This is a genomic window from Pseudomonas sp. NPDC088414 (genome assembly GCF_044753325.1).
GTDB lineage: Bacteria > Pseudomonadota > Gammaproteobacteria > Pseudomonadales > Pseudomonadaceae > Aquipseudomonas.
In genome coordinates this window covers 93304-111429 of sequence record NZ_JBIVMY010000009.1, presented here as the reverse complement: position 1 = coordinate 111429, position 18126 = coordinate 93304, and the positions used below count along the sequence as shown (strand labels likewise).

Here is an 18126-nt window from a genome sequence, read left to right as displayed (position 1 = left end):
GAACAAGAACTGTTCGCATTGTAGGGGCGCGCGTGGGTGTCCGGCAATCAGATGCTTTTGCGTATGAGAATATTTATCATTAATATTGCTCGTCTGTTGGTTCGGCTTGTCGGCCGGACGTTTTTCGTTTCAGGGTCGAAACATGAAAGGCAAACTCGCCTCACTTCCCATGTCCTATCGTCTGGCCGTCACCTCGCGGGTGCTGGCGGCGGTGTTCGGCGGCTATCTGGTCGCGGCGCTGGCCAGTGTCGCGCTGACGATGTGGCTGCCGTTGAGCCGCGCCGAGGCGGTGGTGACCGGCATGACCATTTCCTTTCTGGTCTATCTCGTTGCGGTGCTGTGGTGCTTCGCTTGCCGCACGGCGTGGTCGGCGTGGGTCGGTTTGCTGGTGCCCAGCGTAATTCTGGCGACGGTGTCCGGTGCCGCGCGGGGCTTGGGTTACGCATGAAAGAGGGCTTTCGTCAGTCGATGGCCTGGCTGCACACCTGGACCGGGCTGCTGTTCGGCTGGCTGCTGTTTGCGATTTTTCTGACCGGAACGCTGGCCTATTTCAAGGATGAGATCAGCCACTGGATGCAGCCGGAAATTCCCGCGCGGTCCATCAATACCGAAGCGAGCCTGACCCTGGCGCAACGTTATCTGCAACAACACGCCGCCGGCGCCTCGCGCTGGCTGATCGACTTGCCCGACGCCCGCGATCCCGGCCTGACGGTGCGCTGGCAGCAGGCGCCGAACAAGCCGGGTGAGCGCGGCAAGTTCGAATCCAGAACACTCGACGCGCAGACCGGCAGCGAAGTCCAGGCCCGCGAAAGCCTGGGCGGCGAGTTCTTCTACCGCTTCCATTTTCAGCTGCAAATGCCCTATCCGTGGGGCCGTTGGCTGGCGACGATGGCGGCGATGGTGATGTTCATCGGGCTGATCACCGGCATCATTACCCACAAGAAAATCTTCAAGGACTTCTTCACCTTTCGCCCGCGCAAAGGCCAGCGTTCATGGCTCGACGGGCATAACGCGGTCGGTGTGCTGGTGCTGCCGTTTCACCTGATGATCACCTACAGCAGCCTGGTGATCTTCATGGCGATGGTCATGCCGGCGAGCATTCTGGCGTCCTATAACGGCGACGTGCGCGCCTTTTACGACGAAGTTTTTCCGGCATCGAAAACCCCTGAGCGGGCTAATCTGGCGGCGCCGCTGAGCCCGTTGGCACCACTGCTGGCCAAGGCCAGCGAGCAGTGGGCGGGAGGCAGTACCGCGCGGCTGACGGTGAACAACCCGGGAGACGCGAATGCCTCGGTGGTGCTGTCGCGCCGTGGCGACCGCGTCGTCCACGATTTCGGGCGCGCGGTGACGTTCAACGGCGTCACCGGCGAGCGCCTCGGCAGCACCCCGGAGCAGCCAGTGGCGATGGCCGTCGGCGGCACGTTCTACGGTTTGCACATGGGCCACTTTGCCGGGGCGACGTTGCGCTGGCTGTATTTCATCTGCGGCCTGGCGAGTACCGCGATGATCGGCACCGGGCTGGTGATCTGGCTTGGCAAGCGCCAGCTCAAACACGCCAAGAGCGGCGTGATGCCGTTCGAGTTGCGTCTGGTGGAAGTGCTGAACATCGCCAGCATGGCCGGGCTGACAGCGGCGGTGGCAGTGTTCTTTTTGGCCAATCGGCTGTTGCGGGCGGATCTGGCCGGGCGCGCTGATCAGGAAGTGAATGCGTTTTTTATTGCCTGGGCGTTGAGCGTGGTGCATGCGTTGCTGCGCAAAGGACGCAAGGCCTGGGTCGAACAGCTCGCGCTGGCTGCTGTGCTGTTTATCGCGGTGCCGCTGATCAATCTGACCACGCCATGGAATCTCGGCGTAACGCTGGCGCAAGGTGACTGGACGCTGGCGGGTTTCGATCTGACCTGCCTGGGCGCAGGTCTGTTCCTCGGCTGGGCCGCATGGAAAATGCAGCGTGCCGGCAGCACCGTCAACGTGAAAAAAACTCCCCGGGAAAAGCCGCGACCGATCGCGCTCGAGCAGGAGGTCAGCTGATGTTGCTGGCGTTGTTGCTGTGCTACGCCGGGTTCAGCGCGTTGTGTCTGTCGATGCCCCGGCACCACGATGAACTGCTCGGCAACAAACCCTCGGCCCGACGCGCAAGGGTTTTGAAACTCGCCGGTTGGCTATTGCTCGGGTTGTCGCTATGGGCGGCAGTCGCTGCACACGGTTGGAGTTTCGGTCTGGTCGACTGGTGCGCGGTACTCATGCTCAGCGCCTTGGCGTTGGTGCTGTTGCTGCCGTATCGCCCACGTCTGGCCCTCGCACTGGCCGGGTTGAGTCTGCTGGCCAGTCCGGTCGCTGCCTGGGCGCAGGGCTGACATGCTGATCGGTCATCCTCCGGAATCCCGCGACGACGAGCCGCATGGCGCGCGTGCGCATTTTCTCCAGGTGTTCCTGTCGCAGCGCTCGCAGATGGAAGCGCTGGTGAACCGGCGCGTCGGTTGCCGGGCCACGGCAGCGGATCTGGTGCAGGATCTGTTTCTGCGCTTCTGGCGGCGGCCGCTGGTGCAGGTCGAAGAACTCAGCACCTACCTGTTGCGCTGCGCTGGCAACATCGCCATCGATCACTTGCGCAGCGAAGGTACGCGGGTGCGGGTCAACGAGGGCTGGCAACCGGATGCGCCGGACAGCCACGGCAGCGAGCCGCAAGCCGCGCTCGAAGCGGGCAATGATCTGCGCCATGTCGAAGCGGCATTGCGCGCTTTGCCCGAGCGCACCCGGCAGATCTTTTTGCTCAATCGCATCCACGGCCGCAAGTACGCGGACATCGCCAAAGCCATGGGCCTGTCCCAAAGCGCCGTGGAAAAACATATGATGCGCGCCCTCGAGGCCTGCAAGGCCAGCCTGCGCGAGCCCGCGCCACGCCTGCCAGGGAAAGCACCGTGAATCACACCGACCGCGTCACTCCGACGCCCGCTCAGGAACAGGCCGCGCTCGCCTGGCTGAGCCTGTTGCACGACCACCCGAGCACCGGCGATCAACTGACCTTCAGCCAATGGCTGCGCGCTGACCCGGCCCACGCCGAGGCCTATGCCCAGGCGCAAGTACTCTGGGAGTTGAGCGAAAGTCCGGCGCGTACCTTGGCCGCTGAAGACGCATTGGCGTTGCAGGGTTACCTGAATGCGATGGATCGTCCGCGTCGCCCGGCACTTGTGCGCTGGTCGGGCGCGTTGGCAATGGCCGCGTGCCTGTTGCTGATGATCAGCCTCGGCACGGGCTGGCAGCCGCAGCGCTGGATCGAAGATCTCGGTGCCGATTACGTCTCGGCGCCGGGTGAAGTCCGCACGGTGACCCTGGCCGATCAATCGCAAGTCACGCTGGACGCCGACAGCGCCATCGCGGTGGATTTCAGCCATGGCGAGCGGCGGGTGCGGTTACGTCGCGGCGCCGCTTTTTTCAGCGTCACGCATACGGGGGATCCGTTTGTGGTCGCGGCAGAGAAGGGCGAGGCGCGGGTGCTCGGCACGCAGTTCGAAGTTCGTCTGCAACCTCAGGGCGCGCAGGTCACGGTGCTGTCCGGGCGCGTTGGCGTGACGGCGGATCGCAACGCGCAACAGCAAATTCTGACCGCCGGCCAGCAAGTGGCTTACGGACAGGGCAGTGCAGAAAAACTGCACGCGGTGGACAGCGAAGCGCAACTGGCCTGGCGCCAAGGCTGGCTGAATTACTACAAGGCGTCGCTAGCCGATGTGGTGGAGGATCTGCGGCGCTATTACCCGGGGCGGATTGTTGTGCTCAATGATGAACTGGCAGCGCGCAAGGTCAGCGGCAGTTTTCCGAGCAAGGATCCGCAGGCGGTGCTCAGTTCCCTGCAAGGGGTGATGGGGTTTGAGCAGCATCAGGTGCTGGGGCATCTGATAATTCTGCGCTGAGCCTGCCGGCGCCATCGCGAGCAGGCTCACTCCTACATTTGGAATGCGTTTCCCCTGTAGGAGTGAGCCTGCTCGCGAAAGCGTTCTTTCAGACACCCAAAAATATTTTCAAATGAGTGATGAGGTAAACCACAGCCCCATCCGTGTAGTGACTGAAACTGCGAGTCATTCGCATCCGTTGCGGTTCTACACAGGTCATTGAGCAATGAAGTCCAGGGCAAAATCGGGTTCGGTCAAACAGTGGTTGGGCGTTTCGGCATTGAGTTTTTCGGCATTGGCGCTATTGCCGATGAGCGTGGCGCTCGCCGCTGAAACCGTCAGCAGTCCGGCGCAGAAGCAGTTCAATTTCTCCCTGAGCGCCAAACCGCTGCCGCAAGCCCTGAGCGACTTCAGCCGCGTCACCGGGCAAAGCGTGGTCTACACCGACGAAGCGCCGTATGGCATTAATGCCCCGGCCGTCAGCGGCCAGATGAGTGCCGAACAAGCGCTGCAACACCTGCTCAGCGGCTCCGGCATGACCTTCCGCCGCACCGACAGTCACACTCTGGCGCTGGAACCGCAGCCCACCGAAGGGGCGCTGAATCTCGGCGCGACTACCATCACTTCGATGCGCGACGACTCGATGAGCTACCAGCCGCCGCAGACCAGTTCGGTGATGCGTTCTTCGGCGTCGCTGCAGGAAATCCCGCAGACCGTCAACGTGATCCCGGCCCAGGTGATCCGCGATCAGACCCCGCGCAATCTCGACGATGCGCTGGCCAACGTCAGCGGCATCACTCAGGGCAACACCTTGGGCAGCACCCAGGATTCGGTGATGACCCGCGGTTTCGGCGACAACCGCAACGGCTCGATCATGCGCGACGGCATGCCGATCGTGCAGGGCCGCGGGATGAACGAAACCGTTGATCGCGTCGAAGTGCTCAAAGGCCCGGCCTCGTTGCTTTACGGAATCCAGGACCCGGGCGGCGTGGTCAACCTGGTCAGCAAGAAACCCGAACTGACCCAATACAACGCCCTGACCCTGCGCGGTTCGACCTACGGCGACGGCAAGAACGGCAGCGGCGGCAGCTTCGACAGCACCGGCGCGCTGGGCGATTCCGGCCTGGCGTATCGCATGGTGCTGGATCACGAAGACGAAGATTACTGGCGCAATTTCGGCACTCACCGCGAGACGCTGATCGCGCCATCGCTGGCCTGGTATGGCGAACGCACCAAGCTGCTGTTCGCCTACGAACACCGCGAATTTCTCACGCCGTTCGACCGTGGCACGCTGATCGATCCGCGCACCAACCACCCGCTGGACATCTCGCGCAACGAGCGTCTGGACGAGCCGTTCAACGACATGGAAGGCCGTTCCGATCTGTACCACTTCGAGGCCGACCACGAACTCAATGACGACTGGAAAGCTCACTTCGGCTACAGCTGGAACCGCGAGACCTACGACGCCAGCCAGGTGCGCGTGACCGCTATCGACACCAAGAAAGGCACACTGACCCGCAGCATGGACGGCACGCAAGGCGCGATCAGCACCGACCGTTTCACCACCGCCAGCCTCGAAGGCAAGGTCAACCTGCTGGGCATGCAGCATGACCTGGTGTTCGGCGTCGACGACGAGTACCGCAAGATCTACCGCGCCGACCTGATCCGCCAGAAAAGCCTGAGCACCTTCAGCTACGTCAATCCGGTGTATGGCCGTGAAGTCGAGGGCACCACCGTCAGCGCGGCGGACAGCGCGCAGACCGATCTGCTGCGCAGCGATTCGGTGTTTCTGCAGGACTCGATTCACCTCAACGACCAGTGGATTCTGGTCGCCGGCGGGCGCTTCCAGGAGTACGACCAGTACGCCGGCAAAGGTGTGCCGTTCAAGGCCAACACCGACAGCAACGGGCAGAAGTTCGTACCGCGTGCGGGCCTGGTGTATCGCTACACCGACGAGTTGTCGTTCTACGGCAGCTACACCGAATCGTTCAAACCCAACTCGACCATTGCCCCGCTTAGCGGCAGCAGCACCGTGCTCGACGGCAGCATCGCGCCGGAAGAAGCCAAGTCGTGGGAGCTGGGGGCGCGGCTGGATATTCCAGGGCGCATCACCGGCAACATTGCGCTGTTCGACATCAAGAAACGCAACGTGCTGGTGGCCAACGCCGAAGGCCCGACCACGATCTACAGCGCCGCCGGCGAAGTGCGTTCCCGGGGGCTTGAACTGGACCTGACCGGTCAACTGACCGACCGCTGGAGCCTGATCGGCGCCTATGCCTACACCGATGCCGAGGTCACCGAAGACCCGGACTACAAAGGCAATCGCCTGCAAAACGTGGCGAAGAACAGCGGCTCATTGTCGGCGGTGTATGACTTCGGCAGCGTGATCGGTGGTGATCAACTGCGGGTCGGTGCCGGGGCGCGGTATGTCGGCGAGCGAGCAGGCAACGCGGTGAATGATTTCGACCTGCCGAGCTACACCGTGGCCGATGCGTTCGCCACTTACGACACCAAAGTCGAAGGGCAGAAGGTCAAGTTCCAGCTCAACGTGAAGAACCTGTTCGACCGCACCTACTACACCTCGGCGGCGAGCCGGTTCTTTGTGTCGATGGGCGATTCGCGGCAGATTTCGCTCTCCAGTACGCTGGAGTTCTGATCGGGGACCGCGTCATCGTTCATCGCTGGCAAGCCAGCTCCCACAGGTTCACGGTCGAGCAAAAATGTTTTGAACGGCCGGAGACATTGTGGGAGCTGGCTTGCCAGCGATAAGGCCCTGACAGACAGCGAAAACATTCGCCTCTAGCGCAAAAACGCCTGCCGATATTCCCCCGGCGTCCCACCCAATACCTGCCGAAACCGGTTGGTGAAATGGCTGGCACTGGCAAACCCGCACGCCAGCGCAATCTCCCCCAGCGGCAATGCCGTTGCGCGCAACAACTCCCGCGCCCGGCTCAAGCGCCGTGCCAGTACGTACTGATGCGGCGGCAGGCCGAAGCTCACGCGAAACATCCGGGCAAAGTGGTACTCCGACAATGCACACAATCCGGCCAGTTGTCCGAGACTGATCGGCTCGGCCAACTGACTGTCAATGAACTCGACCAATTGCCGCCGCTGATGCGGTGCCAGTCCGCCCTTGAGGCGCAAACCCTGGCGCGCGCCGACCTGGCTGAGCAGGGTATGGCTGATCAATTCATGGGCGATGCTGCTGGTCAGCAAGCGTTCGGCAGGTTCGTCCCAATTCAGCGTCAGTAACTGCCGAAAGCGTCCGGCCTGCTGCGGATCTTCCAGAAAGGTCTGCTCACGCAGTTGCATCTCTCGCGGCTCGCGATCGAGCAAGGTGACGCACCCCAACGCAAACTGCTCGGCACTGAAATACAGATGAGCGAGGCGGATATCGCCGTTGATCACCCAACCGGATTCATGATCTGCCGGCAGGATGCACAGCTTGTCCGGCCCACCCTTGTGCCCCGGTTGACCGCGACGAAACGTCCCGGTGCCACCGGCGATGTAGCAGGACAGGGTGTGGTGGCTCGGCGCTGCGTATTCCTGGGCGTCGTGGTGGTTGGTCCACAGGGCCGCAGACAAGCCGTCACCGAGCTCGGCGCTGTGCACAAGGCGTGCGTTCGGCGAGCGGTTGAGGGCTTGAAAGACTTGCAGGGTATCGATAGCGGCCATGTGCGGTTCTCTCCAACGCCTTGCATCCTACTCCGTAGCCGGCGCGCTGCCAGCCTGTCGAGCGACAAAAGCGCAAGAATCTGCAAGCGCCCCGCTCCTGGCTGCCGCACCCTGAATCGCGGTTAAACGCAAAACCTGTGGCGAGGGAGCTTGCTCCCGCCGAGTGCGCAGCACTCATGAACGGGGCCGCTTCGCAGCCCAGCGCGAGCAAGCTCGCTCGCCACAGAGTGTCCGGTGTCCTCAGGAGTCTCGTCATGAACCTTTCGCTGTATCTGCTGACCGTGCTGATCTGGGGCACCACCTGGATTGCCCTGAAATGGCAATTGGGCGTGGTCGCGATACCGGTGTCGATCGTCTATCGCTTCGGTCTCGCCGCGCTGGTGCTGTTTGTTTTGCTGCTGCTCAGCCGGCGGTTGCAACCGATGAACCGGCGCGGGCATCTGATTTGCGTGGCGCAGGGCTTGTGTCTGTTCTGCGTCAACTTCATGTGCTTTCTGACCGCCAGCCAGTGGATTCCCAGCGGGCTGGTGGCGGTGGTGTTTTCCACGGCCACTTTGTGGAATGCGCTCAATGCACGGGTATTCTTCGGTCAGCGCATCGCCCGTAACGTGCTGATGGGCGGGGCGCTTGGCTTGCTTGGTCTGGGAATGCTGTTCTGGCCGGAACTGGCCGGCCATCACGCCAGCCCCGAAACGTTGCTGGGTCTTGGCTTGGCGCTGTGCGGCACTCTGTGTTTCTCGGCGGGCAACATGCTCTCGAGCCTGCAGCAGAAGGCCGGTCTGAAACCCTTGACCACCAACGCCTGGGGCATGGCCTATGGCGCGGCGATGTTGTCGGTGTGGTGCCTGGTCAAAGGCATTCCATTCGACATGGACTGGTCGCCGCGTTATGTCGGGGCGCTGCTGTATCTGGTGATCCCGGGTTCGGTGATCGGGTTTACCGCGTACCTGACGCTGGTCGGGCGCATGGGGCCGGAGCGCGCCGCTTACTGCACGGTGCTGTTCCCGGTGGTGGCGCTGAACGTGTCAGCGTTTGCTGAAGGTTATCAGTGGACGGCACCGGCGTTGCTCGGGCTGGTGTTGGTGATGCTGGGTAATGTCTTGGTGTTTCGTAAGCCGAAAACGCTGGTGGCGCCGGTGCAGGGGAAGTTGGTATGAAACAAACGATCACTGAACATCAGCGCTCGACTTTCAAGGTGATGTAAATCATCACCGGCAACATGAAGTCTACGATATGCCGGGCCCAGTCTTTGGCATTCCATGATTGTGAAGTGTCCATGTCAAACCATTCCACACCCACGGTTTGCAGGCACACGTAATAAATGAAAATTGCCGCCAGTATTCCCATGATCGAGAACTTTTTTGCCTCGTGGAATATCTCTGCAGGCGCGTTGATGTGCCGATAGAGTTGATAGGTGCCTATCAGGCACAACGTCGTATACGTTACTTCCAGCGTGATGATGAACCAATAGATCCGGTGATGAATCATTGGCGAGTCAATGGCCCGGTATTTTATGGACTCACTGGCGGCGGTAGTGTCCATGCTCAGGATATGAGCCACGTACGTGTAGTTCGAATCATAGTCGGTAAAGTTATGAATCATTACCAATACACCAAAGAAGCTGATGTAAGTCATCAATATAACTTTGCTGTAGCGAATAATTTTGTCGGTTGTCAGATTGTTCACGGTATTAGCTCTCCATAGCAGTGATCGATCATTCGATTGCCAGGCAGAGCTTATAATGCTGTTGTTTAATTGGCTTTGTTGTTCAATTTCAAGTTATGTAGGGCGGCAACTAACGGGCAAGTGCGGTTCTGCACTTGCCCGTCATTTTTTATCCGCGCCAGACTTGCGGATTGACCAAGTCCTGCGGGCGTTCGCCGAGCAGCGCGCTGCGCAGATTGGCCAGTGCACGATTGGCCATGGCTTCACGGGTTTCGTTCGTGGCGGAGCCGATGTGCGGCAATGTCACTGCGTTTTTCAGCTGGAACAGCGGCGACTCGGCCAGCGGCTCTTTTTCGTAGACGTCCAGTCCGGCGCCACGGATGCGATTGTTTTGCAGGGCTTCGATCAGGGCCGGCTCGTCGACCACCGGGCCACGGGAGATGTTGACCAGAATCGCACCTGGCTTCATCAGCGCCAGTTCGCGCTGGCTGATGAGGTGTCGGGTCTTGTCGCTGAGCGGCACCACCAGGCAAACGAAGTCGGCTTCGGCCAGCAGTTGGTCGAGGCTGCGAAATTGCGCGCCGAGTTGTTGTTCCAGTTCCGGCTTGCGGCTGTTGCCGCTGTAGAGGATCGGCATGTTGAAACCGAAATGGCCCCGGCGGGCGACGGCGGCGCCGATGTTGCCCATGCCGACGATGCCCAGGGTCTTGCCGTGGACGTCACAGCCGAACAAGGGGGCGCCGACGCTGGCTTGCCATTGGCCGGCCTTGGTCCAGGCGTCGAGTTCGGCGACGCGGCGGGCGCTGCTCATGATCAGGGCGAAGGCGAGGTCGGCGGTGCTTTCAGTGAGCACGTCCGGGGTGTTGGTGAGCATGATCCCGCGTTCGTTGAAGTAGTCGAGGTCGTAGTTGTCGTAGCCGACGGAGACGCTGGAGACTACTTCGAGTTTTTCGGCGGTTTCGAGTTGGGCTTTGCCGAGTTTGCGGCCGACGCCAATCAGGCCGTGGGCGTGGGGCAGGGCTTCGTTGAATTGGGCGTTGATGTCGCCGTTCTTTGGGTTGGGGACGATGACATCGAACTCTTGCTGCAGGCGCTCGATCATGGGCGGGGTGATGCGGCTGAAGGCCAGGACTGTTTTTTTCATCGCTATGGGCTCGGCTTCGGGGCTTTATTGCCAAGCAAGCTAACATTTCTGTTTTGGGTTGTCTTGGCGGCCTCTGGGCCGACCATGCTTTGGGTTGATGGGGGGCATATCCGTTGCTTCGGGTGTGGCGGCTGACGGTTTCGCTCTTACAGCGAGTCACTTTGGCAAACGCCCCAAAGTAACCAAAAGTCTGGGCCCCGGCGTACGGCCCTCGCTTAGGCTCGGGTTCCTTCGTTGCGGGGTTCATCCGGGGGCATCGCCTCCGGTTTGCTTCGCTGCACCTCCTCTCGATGTATGCGGCTTCGCCGCATGGCGCTGCGCGCCTACCCCCGGATAAACCCCTCCACTCAGCCTGCCGATGGGGCCGGCACGGCAAGATCAAGAGCTTTCGGCGAGCTGACACTCGGCCATTTGAGTGGTGAAGAGCATGCGGTCTGTCTGGACTGCTTTGCTTTTCTGTAGGAGTGAGCCTGCTCGTGATGGCGGCCTGACAGCCGACCTGGATCTAACTGAATTCACTCAATCCCTGTGGGAGCTGGCTTGCCAGCGATGGCGGCCTGACAGCCGACCAGACTTCAACTGAATGCATCCAGTCACTGTGGAAGCTGGCTTGCCAGCGATGGCGGCCTACGAGCCGACCATTCTCCAACAGACCAAACCCATTCCAACTGTAGGAGTGAGCCTGCTCGCGAAAGCGGTGTGTCAGGCACCAAAAATATTGAATGGGCTGACGCTTTCGCGAGCAGGCTCGCCCCCACAGGGGGATTAGTTGTGTGTTGAAGACTGCGAGATTTCGTGGTTATCCAGCACCCGATTCACCGCCAGTTCAGCCAGCATGATGATCTGCTGAATCGCCAGTATCGTCTGCCGCTGCGGGCTTTCGACATAGGCCGCAATGTCGCTGGTCATGATGCTTGCCGAAGCCAGTGATTCGCAGGCGTGGACCAGCAGGCTTTCGTTGTCCATGTCGGGGGCGACCTGGAACATGCTGCTGGGTTTGTGGAATCTCACCGCGGCGGCGGAAGGTTTCAGGTAGTGGTCGAGGGCGCGTTCGGCGGCGTCGTGGAGTTTTTTTGAATCGAGGGATTCGTAGGGGGAGGTGCTTTCCGCTTGGGGCGGATTGGGTGTGGGTTTGATCATGGTGGAACTCCATTCGGGATGTGGAGTTCGCCACGCACTGCGACCAAGCAATAGGGGTGGCGAACCGTACGCAGGTTGGTCGACCAGGGAATGGAAACCCGGCAGGGCCAAGGCCCTCCCACGCACAGCTCGCCATTAAGCAAGCTTGAAAAGTGCGCCATTCTAAACCCCGGACGACCAAGTCCGGTCGTTGATTCGTCAACGACCCCCTGAGCCTATCCACCCCACTTCCGACCCACAACCGTCAAAACCTGTCGGAAAACTCCCTCCAAATCACCGCTTCTGTAGGAGCTGCCGTAGGCTGCGATCTTTTGATTTTTAAACATCAAGAGCAAAAGATCGCAGCCTGCGGCAGCTCCTACAGTGAGCACCGTGTGTTGAAAATCAGTTGGCGACACGGGCTCCGGCGAGGCTGCCGCTTAACTCGTAGGCGGCCAGTTCTGCCTGATGCGCGGCGAGGATTTCCGGCAGTGACCCGCGCAAGTACTCGACCCAGGTCTTGATCTTCGCGTCCAGGTATTGCCGCGACGGGTAGATCGCGTACAGGTTGAGTTCCTGCGAGCGGTAGTTGGGCATCATCCGTACCAGCGTGCCGTTGCGCAGCCCTTCAATGGCGGCGTACACCGGCAGGACGCCGACGCCCATGCCGCTGATGATCGCGGCTTTCATCGCGTCGGCGGAGTTCACCAGGAACGGCGAGCTGTTGATGGTGACCATTTCCTGGCCTTCGGGGCCGTTGAAGGCCCATTTTTCCAGGGGGATCACCGGGCTGACGAGGCGCAGGCAGGCATGGTTCAGCAGGTCGCTGGGTTTTTGCGCGCAGCCGTTGGCTTTCACGTAGGCCGGGGAGGCGCAGACGATGCTGTAGGTGATGCCCAGGCGTTGCGAGACGAAGCCCGAGTCCGGCAGTTCGCTGGCCAGCACGATGGACACGTCGTAGCCCTCGTCGAGCAGGTCCGGCACGCGGTTGGCCATGGTCAGGTCGAAGGTCACGTCCGGGTGGGTCTTGCGGTAGCGGGCGATGGCGTCGATCACGAAGTGCTGGCCGATACCGGTCATGGTGTGCACTTTCAGCTGGCCGGCGGGGCGCGCGTGGGCCTGGCTGGCCTCGGCTTCGGCTTCTTCGACATAGGCCAGGATCTGCTCGCAGCGCAGCAGGTAGCGCTTGCCGGCCTCGGTCAGGGCGATGCGCCGGGTCGTGCGATTGAGCAGGCGGGTTTGCAGGTGGGCTTCCAGGTTGGAGACCGCGCGCGAGACGTTGGCCGTGGTGGTGTCGAGTTGCACGGCGGCGGCGGTGAAGCTGCCGGCTTCGGCCACACAACTGAAGGCGCGCATGTTTTGCAATGTGTCCATGGGGTGCTCTCAAGGGAGATGGCAAATTGTGACACGAAGTTTCAGGGGCTGAGACCCCCGACCAACGGATTATCTCGTTAACGGTAACAAAGATTCACAGGAATCCCAGCTTATCGCCACCAAGGCGCCCACCTAGAATTGCGCCGTTCCCTGTAGGAGCTGCCGCAGGCTGCGATCTTTTGATTTTGTTTTAAGGGAATCAAGGTCAAAAGATCGCAGCCTTCGGCAGCTCCTACAGAGGGAGCACGCCCCGCCTTATCCTCTTCTCAGGAATTCGCAGCTGTGCCGCGTCGCATCTTCGGAGCGCTTTTGCCGCTCAGTGTTTTGGCTTTTACTCTGGGTCTCAGCGGCTGCATCTCAACGCAAGGAATTGCCCCGCATAGCAAGGCATTGGAAGCCGACGCACTGGCTACTGACGACTCGATTGCCCACGCCGCCAAAGACGCCAATTGGCCCACCGCACAATGGTGGCAAGCCTACGGCGACCCGCAACTCAATCACTGGATCGACCTCGCCGTGCAGGGCAGTCCGAGCATGGCCATGGCCGCTGCACGAGTGCGTCAGGCCAAGGCGCTGGCCGGTGTCGCCGAGGCCGCCGAGTCGTTACAGATCAATGGCGAGTCGACGCTCAAGCGCCACAACTGGCCGACCGACCAGTTCTACGGCCCGGGCGAGCTGGCCAACACCACCACTTGGGACAATAACGCCGCGCTGGGCTTCAGCTACGCCCTCGACCTCTGGGGGCGGGAAAGCAATGCCAGCGAACGCGCGGTGGATCTGGCGCACATGAGCGCCGCCGAAGCGCGGCTGGCGCAGCTGGAATTGCAGAACAACCTCGTGCGTGCCTACATCGAGCTGTCGCTGCATTACGCCCAGCGCGACATCGTCGCCGCGATGCTCAAACAGCAACAGCAGATTCTCGACCTGGCGCAGAAGCGTCTGGACGGCGGCATCGGCACGCACTTTGAAGTCAGTCAGGCCGAAACGCCGTTGCCGGAGACCCATCGGCAACTGGATGCGCTGGACGAAGAAATCGCCCTCAGCCGTAACCAGATCGCCGCGCTGGCGGGCAAAGGCCCGGGCGACGGTGCGCAGTTGCAGCGGCCGACGCTGGCGCTGGGTGCTGCGTTGAAACTGCCATCGGCCTTGCCTGCCGAGCTGCTCGGTCAGCGCCCGGACGTGGTTGCCAGTCGCTGGCAAGTGGCGGCGCAGGCACGCGGCATCGATGTCGCGCATGCCGGTTTTTATCCCAACGTCGATCTGGTCGGCAGCCTCGGCTACATGGCCACCGGCGGCGGGGCGCTGGAGTTTTTGACTGGCAAGAAACTCAACTACAACGTCGGCCCGGCGATCTCGCTGCCGATCTTCGACGGTGGGCGTTTGCGCAGTGAGCTGGGCGAAGCGTCCGCCGGGTATGACATCGCCGTGGCGCATTACAACCAGACGCTGGTCAATGCGCTGAAGAACATCTCCGACCAGTTGATCCGTCGCGAGTCGATGGACAAGCAGCAAGCCTTCGCCACCGAGTCGGTGGCTACTGCGCAGAAGACCTACGACATCGCGATGATCGCTTATCAGCGTGGGCTCACCGATTACCTCAACGTGCTCAATGCGCAGACCTTGCTGTTCAAGCAGCAGCAAGTGCAGCAGCAGGTGCAGGCGGCGCGCTTGAGTGCGCATGCCGAGTTGGTGACGGCGCTGGGTGGCGGCCTCGGGGCTGGCAATGACGTGCCGACGGCCGAGCAAACGGCAGCCCCGAAAACCCCGGCCCTGCTGCGGTGAACACCACCTCAACGGCATGCGCAAACCTGTGGCGAGGGAGCTTGCTCCCGCTGGGCTGCGCAGCAGCCCCAAAAATCTTGTGAGCGCTGCGCACTCAAGCGGGAGCAAGCTCCCTCGCCACAGGAATTGCGTGATTCACAGAATTTTTCCTTCATTTATCGAGCAAGTCCAAATGACTCCCTTGCCCGCACCTCTACGCTGGCTCTACTCCCTGGAATGGCGTCGGGGTTTGTTTGACTGGGCGCGCAGCGATGGCGTGACCTGGGTGTATATTTTCAAGGTCTTGCTCGCCGCGTTTCTCACGCTGTGGCTGGCGATGCGCCTGGAGTTGCCGCAACCGCGTACGGCGATGATCACCGTATTCATCGTCATGCAGCCGCAGAGCGGCCAGGTGTTCGCCAAGAGTTTCTATCGCTTCCTCGGCACCCTGGCCGGGTCGGCGATGATGGTCACGCTGATCGCGCTGTTCGCGCAGAACACCGAGTTGTTCCTCGGTTCGCTGGCGATCTGGGTCGGCATCTGCTCGGCCGGTGCGGCACGTTGCCGTAACTTTCGCGCCTACGGTTTTGTCCTTGCCGGCTACACCGCGGCGATGGTCGGATTGCCGGCGCTGGCGCATCCGGACGGCGCGTTCATGGCCGCCGTGTGGCGGGTGCTGGAGATCTCGCTGGGGATTCTCTGCTCGACCGTGGTCAGCGCCGCGATCCTGCCGCAAACCGCCAGCGCGGCGATGCGCAACGCGCTGTATCAGCGCTTCGGCGTGTTCGCGTTGTTCGTCACCGATGGCCTGCGCGGGCGCAGCAAAGCCGAGTCGTTCGAAGCGAGCAACGTGCGCTTCATCGCCGAAGCCGTGGGCCTGGAAGGGTTGCGCAGCGTGACCGTGTTCGAAGACCCGCACATGCGTCGGCGCAACGGTCGCCTCAGCCGCTTGAACAGCGAATTCATGGGCATCACCACCCGCTTCAACGCGCTGCATCAGTTGCTCGAACGTCTGCGTGGCAATGGTGAAGAACACGTGGTGGCCGCGATCCGGCCGGGTCTGCAGGATCTGGCCGAAGTGCTCGACGGCTTCAGTGGCCGCGCCCTGACCAGCCCGGATGCCGCACGTCTGGCGACGGCATTGGCCGCGTACAAGGAAGGCCTGCCGACGCGCGTGCGAACCTTGCGCGGTATTTTCCAGGAAACCGATCCGAGTGAAGCCGAACAACTGGATTTCCATACCGCGTACGAGCTGCTCTATCGCTTCGTCGATGACCTGCACAGTTATGCACAGACCCACGCGTCCCTGGCCGATCACCGCCACGAACGCGAGCGCTGGGACGAGCCGTTCACCCCGCAAACCAACTGGTGGGCTGCTGCCGCTTCGGGGATTCGCGCGTCGTTCATCCTGATTGTGCTCGGCAGTTACTGGGTCGCCACCGCGTGGCCGAGCGGCGCGACCATGACCCTGATCGCTGCCGCCACCGTGGGCCTGTCCGCCGCCACGCCGAACCCCAAACGCATGGCTTTTCAAATGGCCTGCGGGACGTTCCTCGGGGCGCTGATCGGCTTCGTCGAGATGTTTTTCATCTTCCCGTGGATCGACGGTTTTCCGCTGCTGTGCGTGATGCTCGCGCCGGTGATCGTGCTCGGCTCGTTCCTCGCTTCGCGGCCGAAATATGCCGGGGTCGGTCTCGGTTTGTTGATCTTCTTCAGCACCGGTTCGGTGCCGGACAACCTGACCATCTACAACCCCTACACCTTCATCAATGACTACATCGCCATGGTCATGGGCATGCTGGTGTGCGCGGCGGCGGGGGCGATCATTCTGCCGCCGAACAGCCGCTGGTTGTGGAAGCGCCTGGAGCAGGATCTGCGTGAGCAAGTGGTCTATGCGATCAGCGGCAAACTCAAGGGCCTGGCGTCGAGTTTCGAGAGTCGTACCCGTGATCTGCTGCACCAGGCTTACGGTCTGGCGGCAGGTCAGCCGACCGTGCAGAAAAACCTGCTGCGCTGGATGTTCGTGGTGCTGGAAGTCGGCCACGCGATCATCGAGTTGCGCAAGGAACAGGCGATCCTCCCGGTGCACCCGGCGTACGCCGAATCGCAGCCGTGGCGTCAGGCGATTCGTGTGATGGGCCGGGCGCTGGTGCGCCTGTTCCTGCAACCGAACCCGAGCAATCTGGAGCGCGCACTGGTGGCGGTCGATCACGCGATCAGCCGGGTCGCTGCAACCGACGAGCCGTTCGCGCCGCACTTCGACACGTCCGCGTTGCGCCGGGTGAAGAGCTATCTGCACTTCATCCGCACCTCGTTGCTCGACCCGCAATCACCACTCGCCGCCTATGCCGTCGCCAAGCCCGAAGGACTTGCCCATGCCTCGTGAAATCGCCTTCCACGGCGTGTACATGCCGACCATGACCCTGATGTTTTTCGTCGCTGCGGCGCTGGCCTGGGCGCTGGACCGGTTCCTGTCGGGGTTCGATCTGTACCGTTTTTTCTGGCACCCGGCGCTGCTGCGCTTGAGTCTGTTTACCTGTCTGTTCGGCGCCATGGCGCTGACTGTCTACCGTTGAGAATGCTCTGATGAAAAAGTTTTTCAGCCTGCTCGCGACCCTGCTGGTGCTGGCCCTGGCACTGTGGATCGGCCGGACCCTGTGGGAGCACTACATGAACACGCCGTGGACCCGTGACGGCCGCGTTCGTGCCGACATCATCAACGTCGCCGCCGACGTCACCGGTGAAGTCATTGATGTGCCGGTGCGCGACAACCAGTTGGTGAAGAAGGGCGACCTGCTGATGCAGATCGACCCGGAGCACTACCGCATCGCGGTCAAGCAGGCGCAGTCGCTGGTGGCGTCGCGCAAGTCGACCTGGGAGATGCGCAAGGTCAACGCCCATCGTCGCGCCGACCTCGACAATCTGGTGATCTCCAAGGAAAACCGCGATGACGCCAGCAACATCGCCGACGCCGCGCTGGCCGATTATCAACACGCACAAGCGCAACTGGAAGCCGCCGAACTCAACCTCAAACGCACCGAAGTGCGCGCGGCGGTGGACGGCTACGTGACCAACCTCAACGTGCATCGCGGCGATTACGCGCGCATCGGCGAAGCGAAAATGGCCGTGGTCGACATGAACTCGTTCTGGGTCTATGGCTTCTTCGAAGAGACCAAACTGCCGCACGTGCGCGTAGGCGACAAGGCCGACATGCAACTGATGAGCGGCGAAGTATTGAAGGGCCACGTGGAGAGCATCTCTCGCGGCATCTACGACCGCGACAACCCGGAAAGCCGCGAGCTGATCGCTGACGTCAACCCGACGTTCAACTGGGTGCGTCTGGCGCAGCGGGTGCCGGTGCGCATTCACATCGATGAAGTGCCGGAGGGGGTGTTGCTGGCGGCGGGGATTACTTGCACGGTGGTGGTGAAGCAGGACGCTGTCGAGTAAGCCTGTGGCGATGGAGCTTGCTCCCGCTGGGCTGCGCAGCAGCCCCAAATC

General features: G+C 61.7%; 16 protein-coding genes. 11 read left to right on the top strand and 5 right to left on the bottom strand.

What is annotated here, in order from left to right; translation table 11 throughout:
• The first annotated feature begins 142 nt into the window (after positions 1–142).
• The 6 genes from ACIP8I_RS11475 to ACIP8I_RS11450 all read left to right on the top strand — a co-directional run bounded on the left by ACIP8I_RS11475 (position 143) and on the right by ACIP8I_RS11450 (position 6543).
• Complete coding sequence (locus tag ACIP8I_RS11475; RefSeq protein ID WP_007967542.1) at positions 143–448, top strand: DUF3649 domain-containing protein; 306 nt, start codon at positions 143–145, stop codon at positions 446–448.
• A complete protein-coding gene (locus tag ACIP8I_RS11470) occupies positions 445–2028 on the top strand; it encodes a PepSY-associated TM helix domain-containing protein (RefSeq protein ID WP_400761081.1) in 1584 nt (527 codons plus the stop codon). The genes ACIP8I_RS11475 and ACIP8I_RS11470 overlap by 4 nt, the downstream gene beginning before the upstream one ends.
• Positions 2028–2354 carry a DUF3325 domain-containing protein gene (locus ACIP8I_RS11465; protein ID WP_400761080.1) on the top strand — a complete coding sequence of 109 codons (327 nt, stop codon included), beginning with the start codon at positions 2028–2030 and terminating at the stop codon, positions 2352–2354. The genes ACIP8I_RS11470 and ACIP8I_RS11465 overlap by 1 nt, the downstream gene beginning before the upstream one ends.
• 1 nt (position 2355) lies before the next feature.
• A complete protein-coding gene (locus ACIP8I_RS11460; protein WP_003221797.1) occupies positions 2356–2922 on the top strand; it encodes an RNA polymerase sigma factor in 567 nt (188 codons plus the stop codon).
• Entirely contained in the window at positions 2919–3908 is a 990-nt protein-coding gene (locus tag ACIP8I_RS11455; protein ID WP_400761078.1) for a FecR family protein, read from the top strand. Before ACIP8I_RS11460 ends, ACIP8I_RS11455 begins: the two co-directional genes overlap by 4 nt.
• A gap of 205 nt (positions 3909–4113) precedes the next feature.
• On the top strand, positions 4114–6543 hold the full coding sequence (locus ACIP8I_RS11450) for a TonB-dependent siderophore receptor (protein ID WP_400761076.1): 2430 nt from the start codon (positions 4114–4116) through the stop codon (positions 6541–6543).
• Between the two features lie 143 nt (positions 6544–6686).
• Here the strand turns inward: ACIP8I_RS11450 and ACIP8I_RS11445 are convergent, their stop codons facing one another.
• Positions 6687–7562 carry an AraC family transcriptional regulator gene (locus ACIP8I_RS11445; RefSeq protein ID WP_007967531.1) on the bottom strand — a complete coding sequence of 292 codons (876 nt, stop codon included), beginning with the start codon at positions 7560–7562 and terminating at the stop codon, positions 6687–6689.
• A gap of 254 nt (positions 7563–7816) precedes the next feature.
• Here ACIP8I_RS11445 and ACIP8I_RS11440 point away from each other — a divergent pair, with 254 nt between their 5' ends.
• Positions 7817–8719 carry a DMT family transporter gene (locus ACIP8I_RS11440; protein ID WP_400761074.1) on the top strand — a complete coding sequence of 301 codons (903 nt, stop codon included), beginning with the start codon at positions 7817–7819 and terminating at the stop codon, positions 8717–8719.
• A gap of 19 nt (positions 8720–8738) precedes the next feature.
• Here ACIP8I_RS11440 and ACIP8I_RS11435 read toward each other — a convergent pair whose 3' ends face one another.
• The 4 genes from ACIP8I_RS11435 to ACIP8I_RS11420 all read right to left on the bottom strand — a co-directional run bounded on the left by ACIP8I_RS11435 (position 8739) and on the right by ACIP8I_RS11420 (position 12864).
• Positions 8739–9248, bottom strand: a complete 510-nt coding sequence (locus tag ACIP8I_RS11435; protein WP_400761072.1) for a DUF2165 family protein — start codon at positions 9246–9248, stop codon at positions 8739–8741.
• A 148-nt stretch (positions 9249–9396) separates the two neighbouring features.
• Positions 9397–10371 (bottom strand): 2-hydroxyacid dehydrogenase, encoded by a 975-nt coding sequence (locus ACIP8I_RS11430; protein ID WP_400761070.1) that lies wholly within the window; start codon positions 10369–10371, stop codon positions 9397–9399.
• Between the two features lie 765 nt (positions 10372–11136).
• On the bottom strand, positions 11137–11511 hold the full coding sequence (locus ACIP8I_RS11425; RefSeq protein ID WP_367083188.1) for a DUF6124 family protein: 375 nt from the start codon (positions 11509–11511) through the stop codon (positions 11137–11139).
• A gap of 384 nt (positions 11512–11895) precedes the next feature.
• Positions 11896–12864: a LysR family transcriptional regulator gene (locus tag ACIP8I_RS11420; RefSeq protein WP_258678510.1), complete on the bottom strand. Its 969-nt coding sequence runs from the start codon at positions 12862–12864 to the stop codon at positions 11896–11898.
• 282 nt (positions 12865–13146) lie between these two features.
• Between ACIP8I_RS11420 and ACIP8I_RS11415 the strand changes: the two genes are divergently transcribed.
• From ACIP8I_RS11415 to ACIP8I_RS11400, 4 genes are all read left to right on the top strand, one after another.
• A complete protein-coding gene (locus tag ACIP8I_RS11415) occupies positions 13147–14646 on the top strand; it encodes an efflux transporter outer membrane subunit (protein ID WP_400761067.1) in 1500 nt (499 codons plus the stop codon).
• Positions 14647–14818: 172 nt separating this feature from the next.
• On the top strand, positions 14819–17011 hold the full coding sequence (locus tag ACIP8I_RS11410; protein WP_400761064.1) for an FUSC family protein: 2193 nt from the start codon (positions 14819–14821) through the stop codon (positions 17009–17011).
• Positions 17001–17201 carry a DUF1656 domain-containing protein gene (locus tag ACIP8I_RS11405; RefSeq protein ID WP_003221811.1) on the top strand — a complete coding sequence of 67 codons (201 nt, stop codon included), beginning with the start codon at positions 17001–17003 and terminating at the stop codon, positions 17199–17201. The genes ACIP8I_RS11410 and ACIP8I_RS11405 overlap by 11 nt, the downstream gene beginning before the upstream one ends.
• Before the next feature lie 10 nt (positions 17202–17211).
• Positions 17212–18075: an HlyD family secretion protein gene (locus ACIP8I_RS11400; RefSeq protein ID WP_041064862.1), complete on the top strand. Its 864-nt coding sequence runs from the start codon at positions 17212–17214 to the stop codon at positions 18073–18075.
• Positions 18076–18126: the final 51 nt, after the last annotated feature.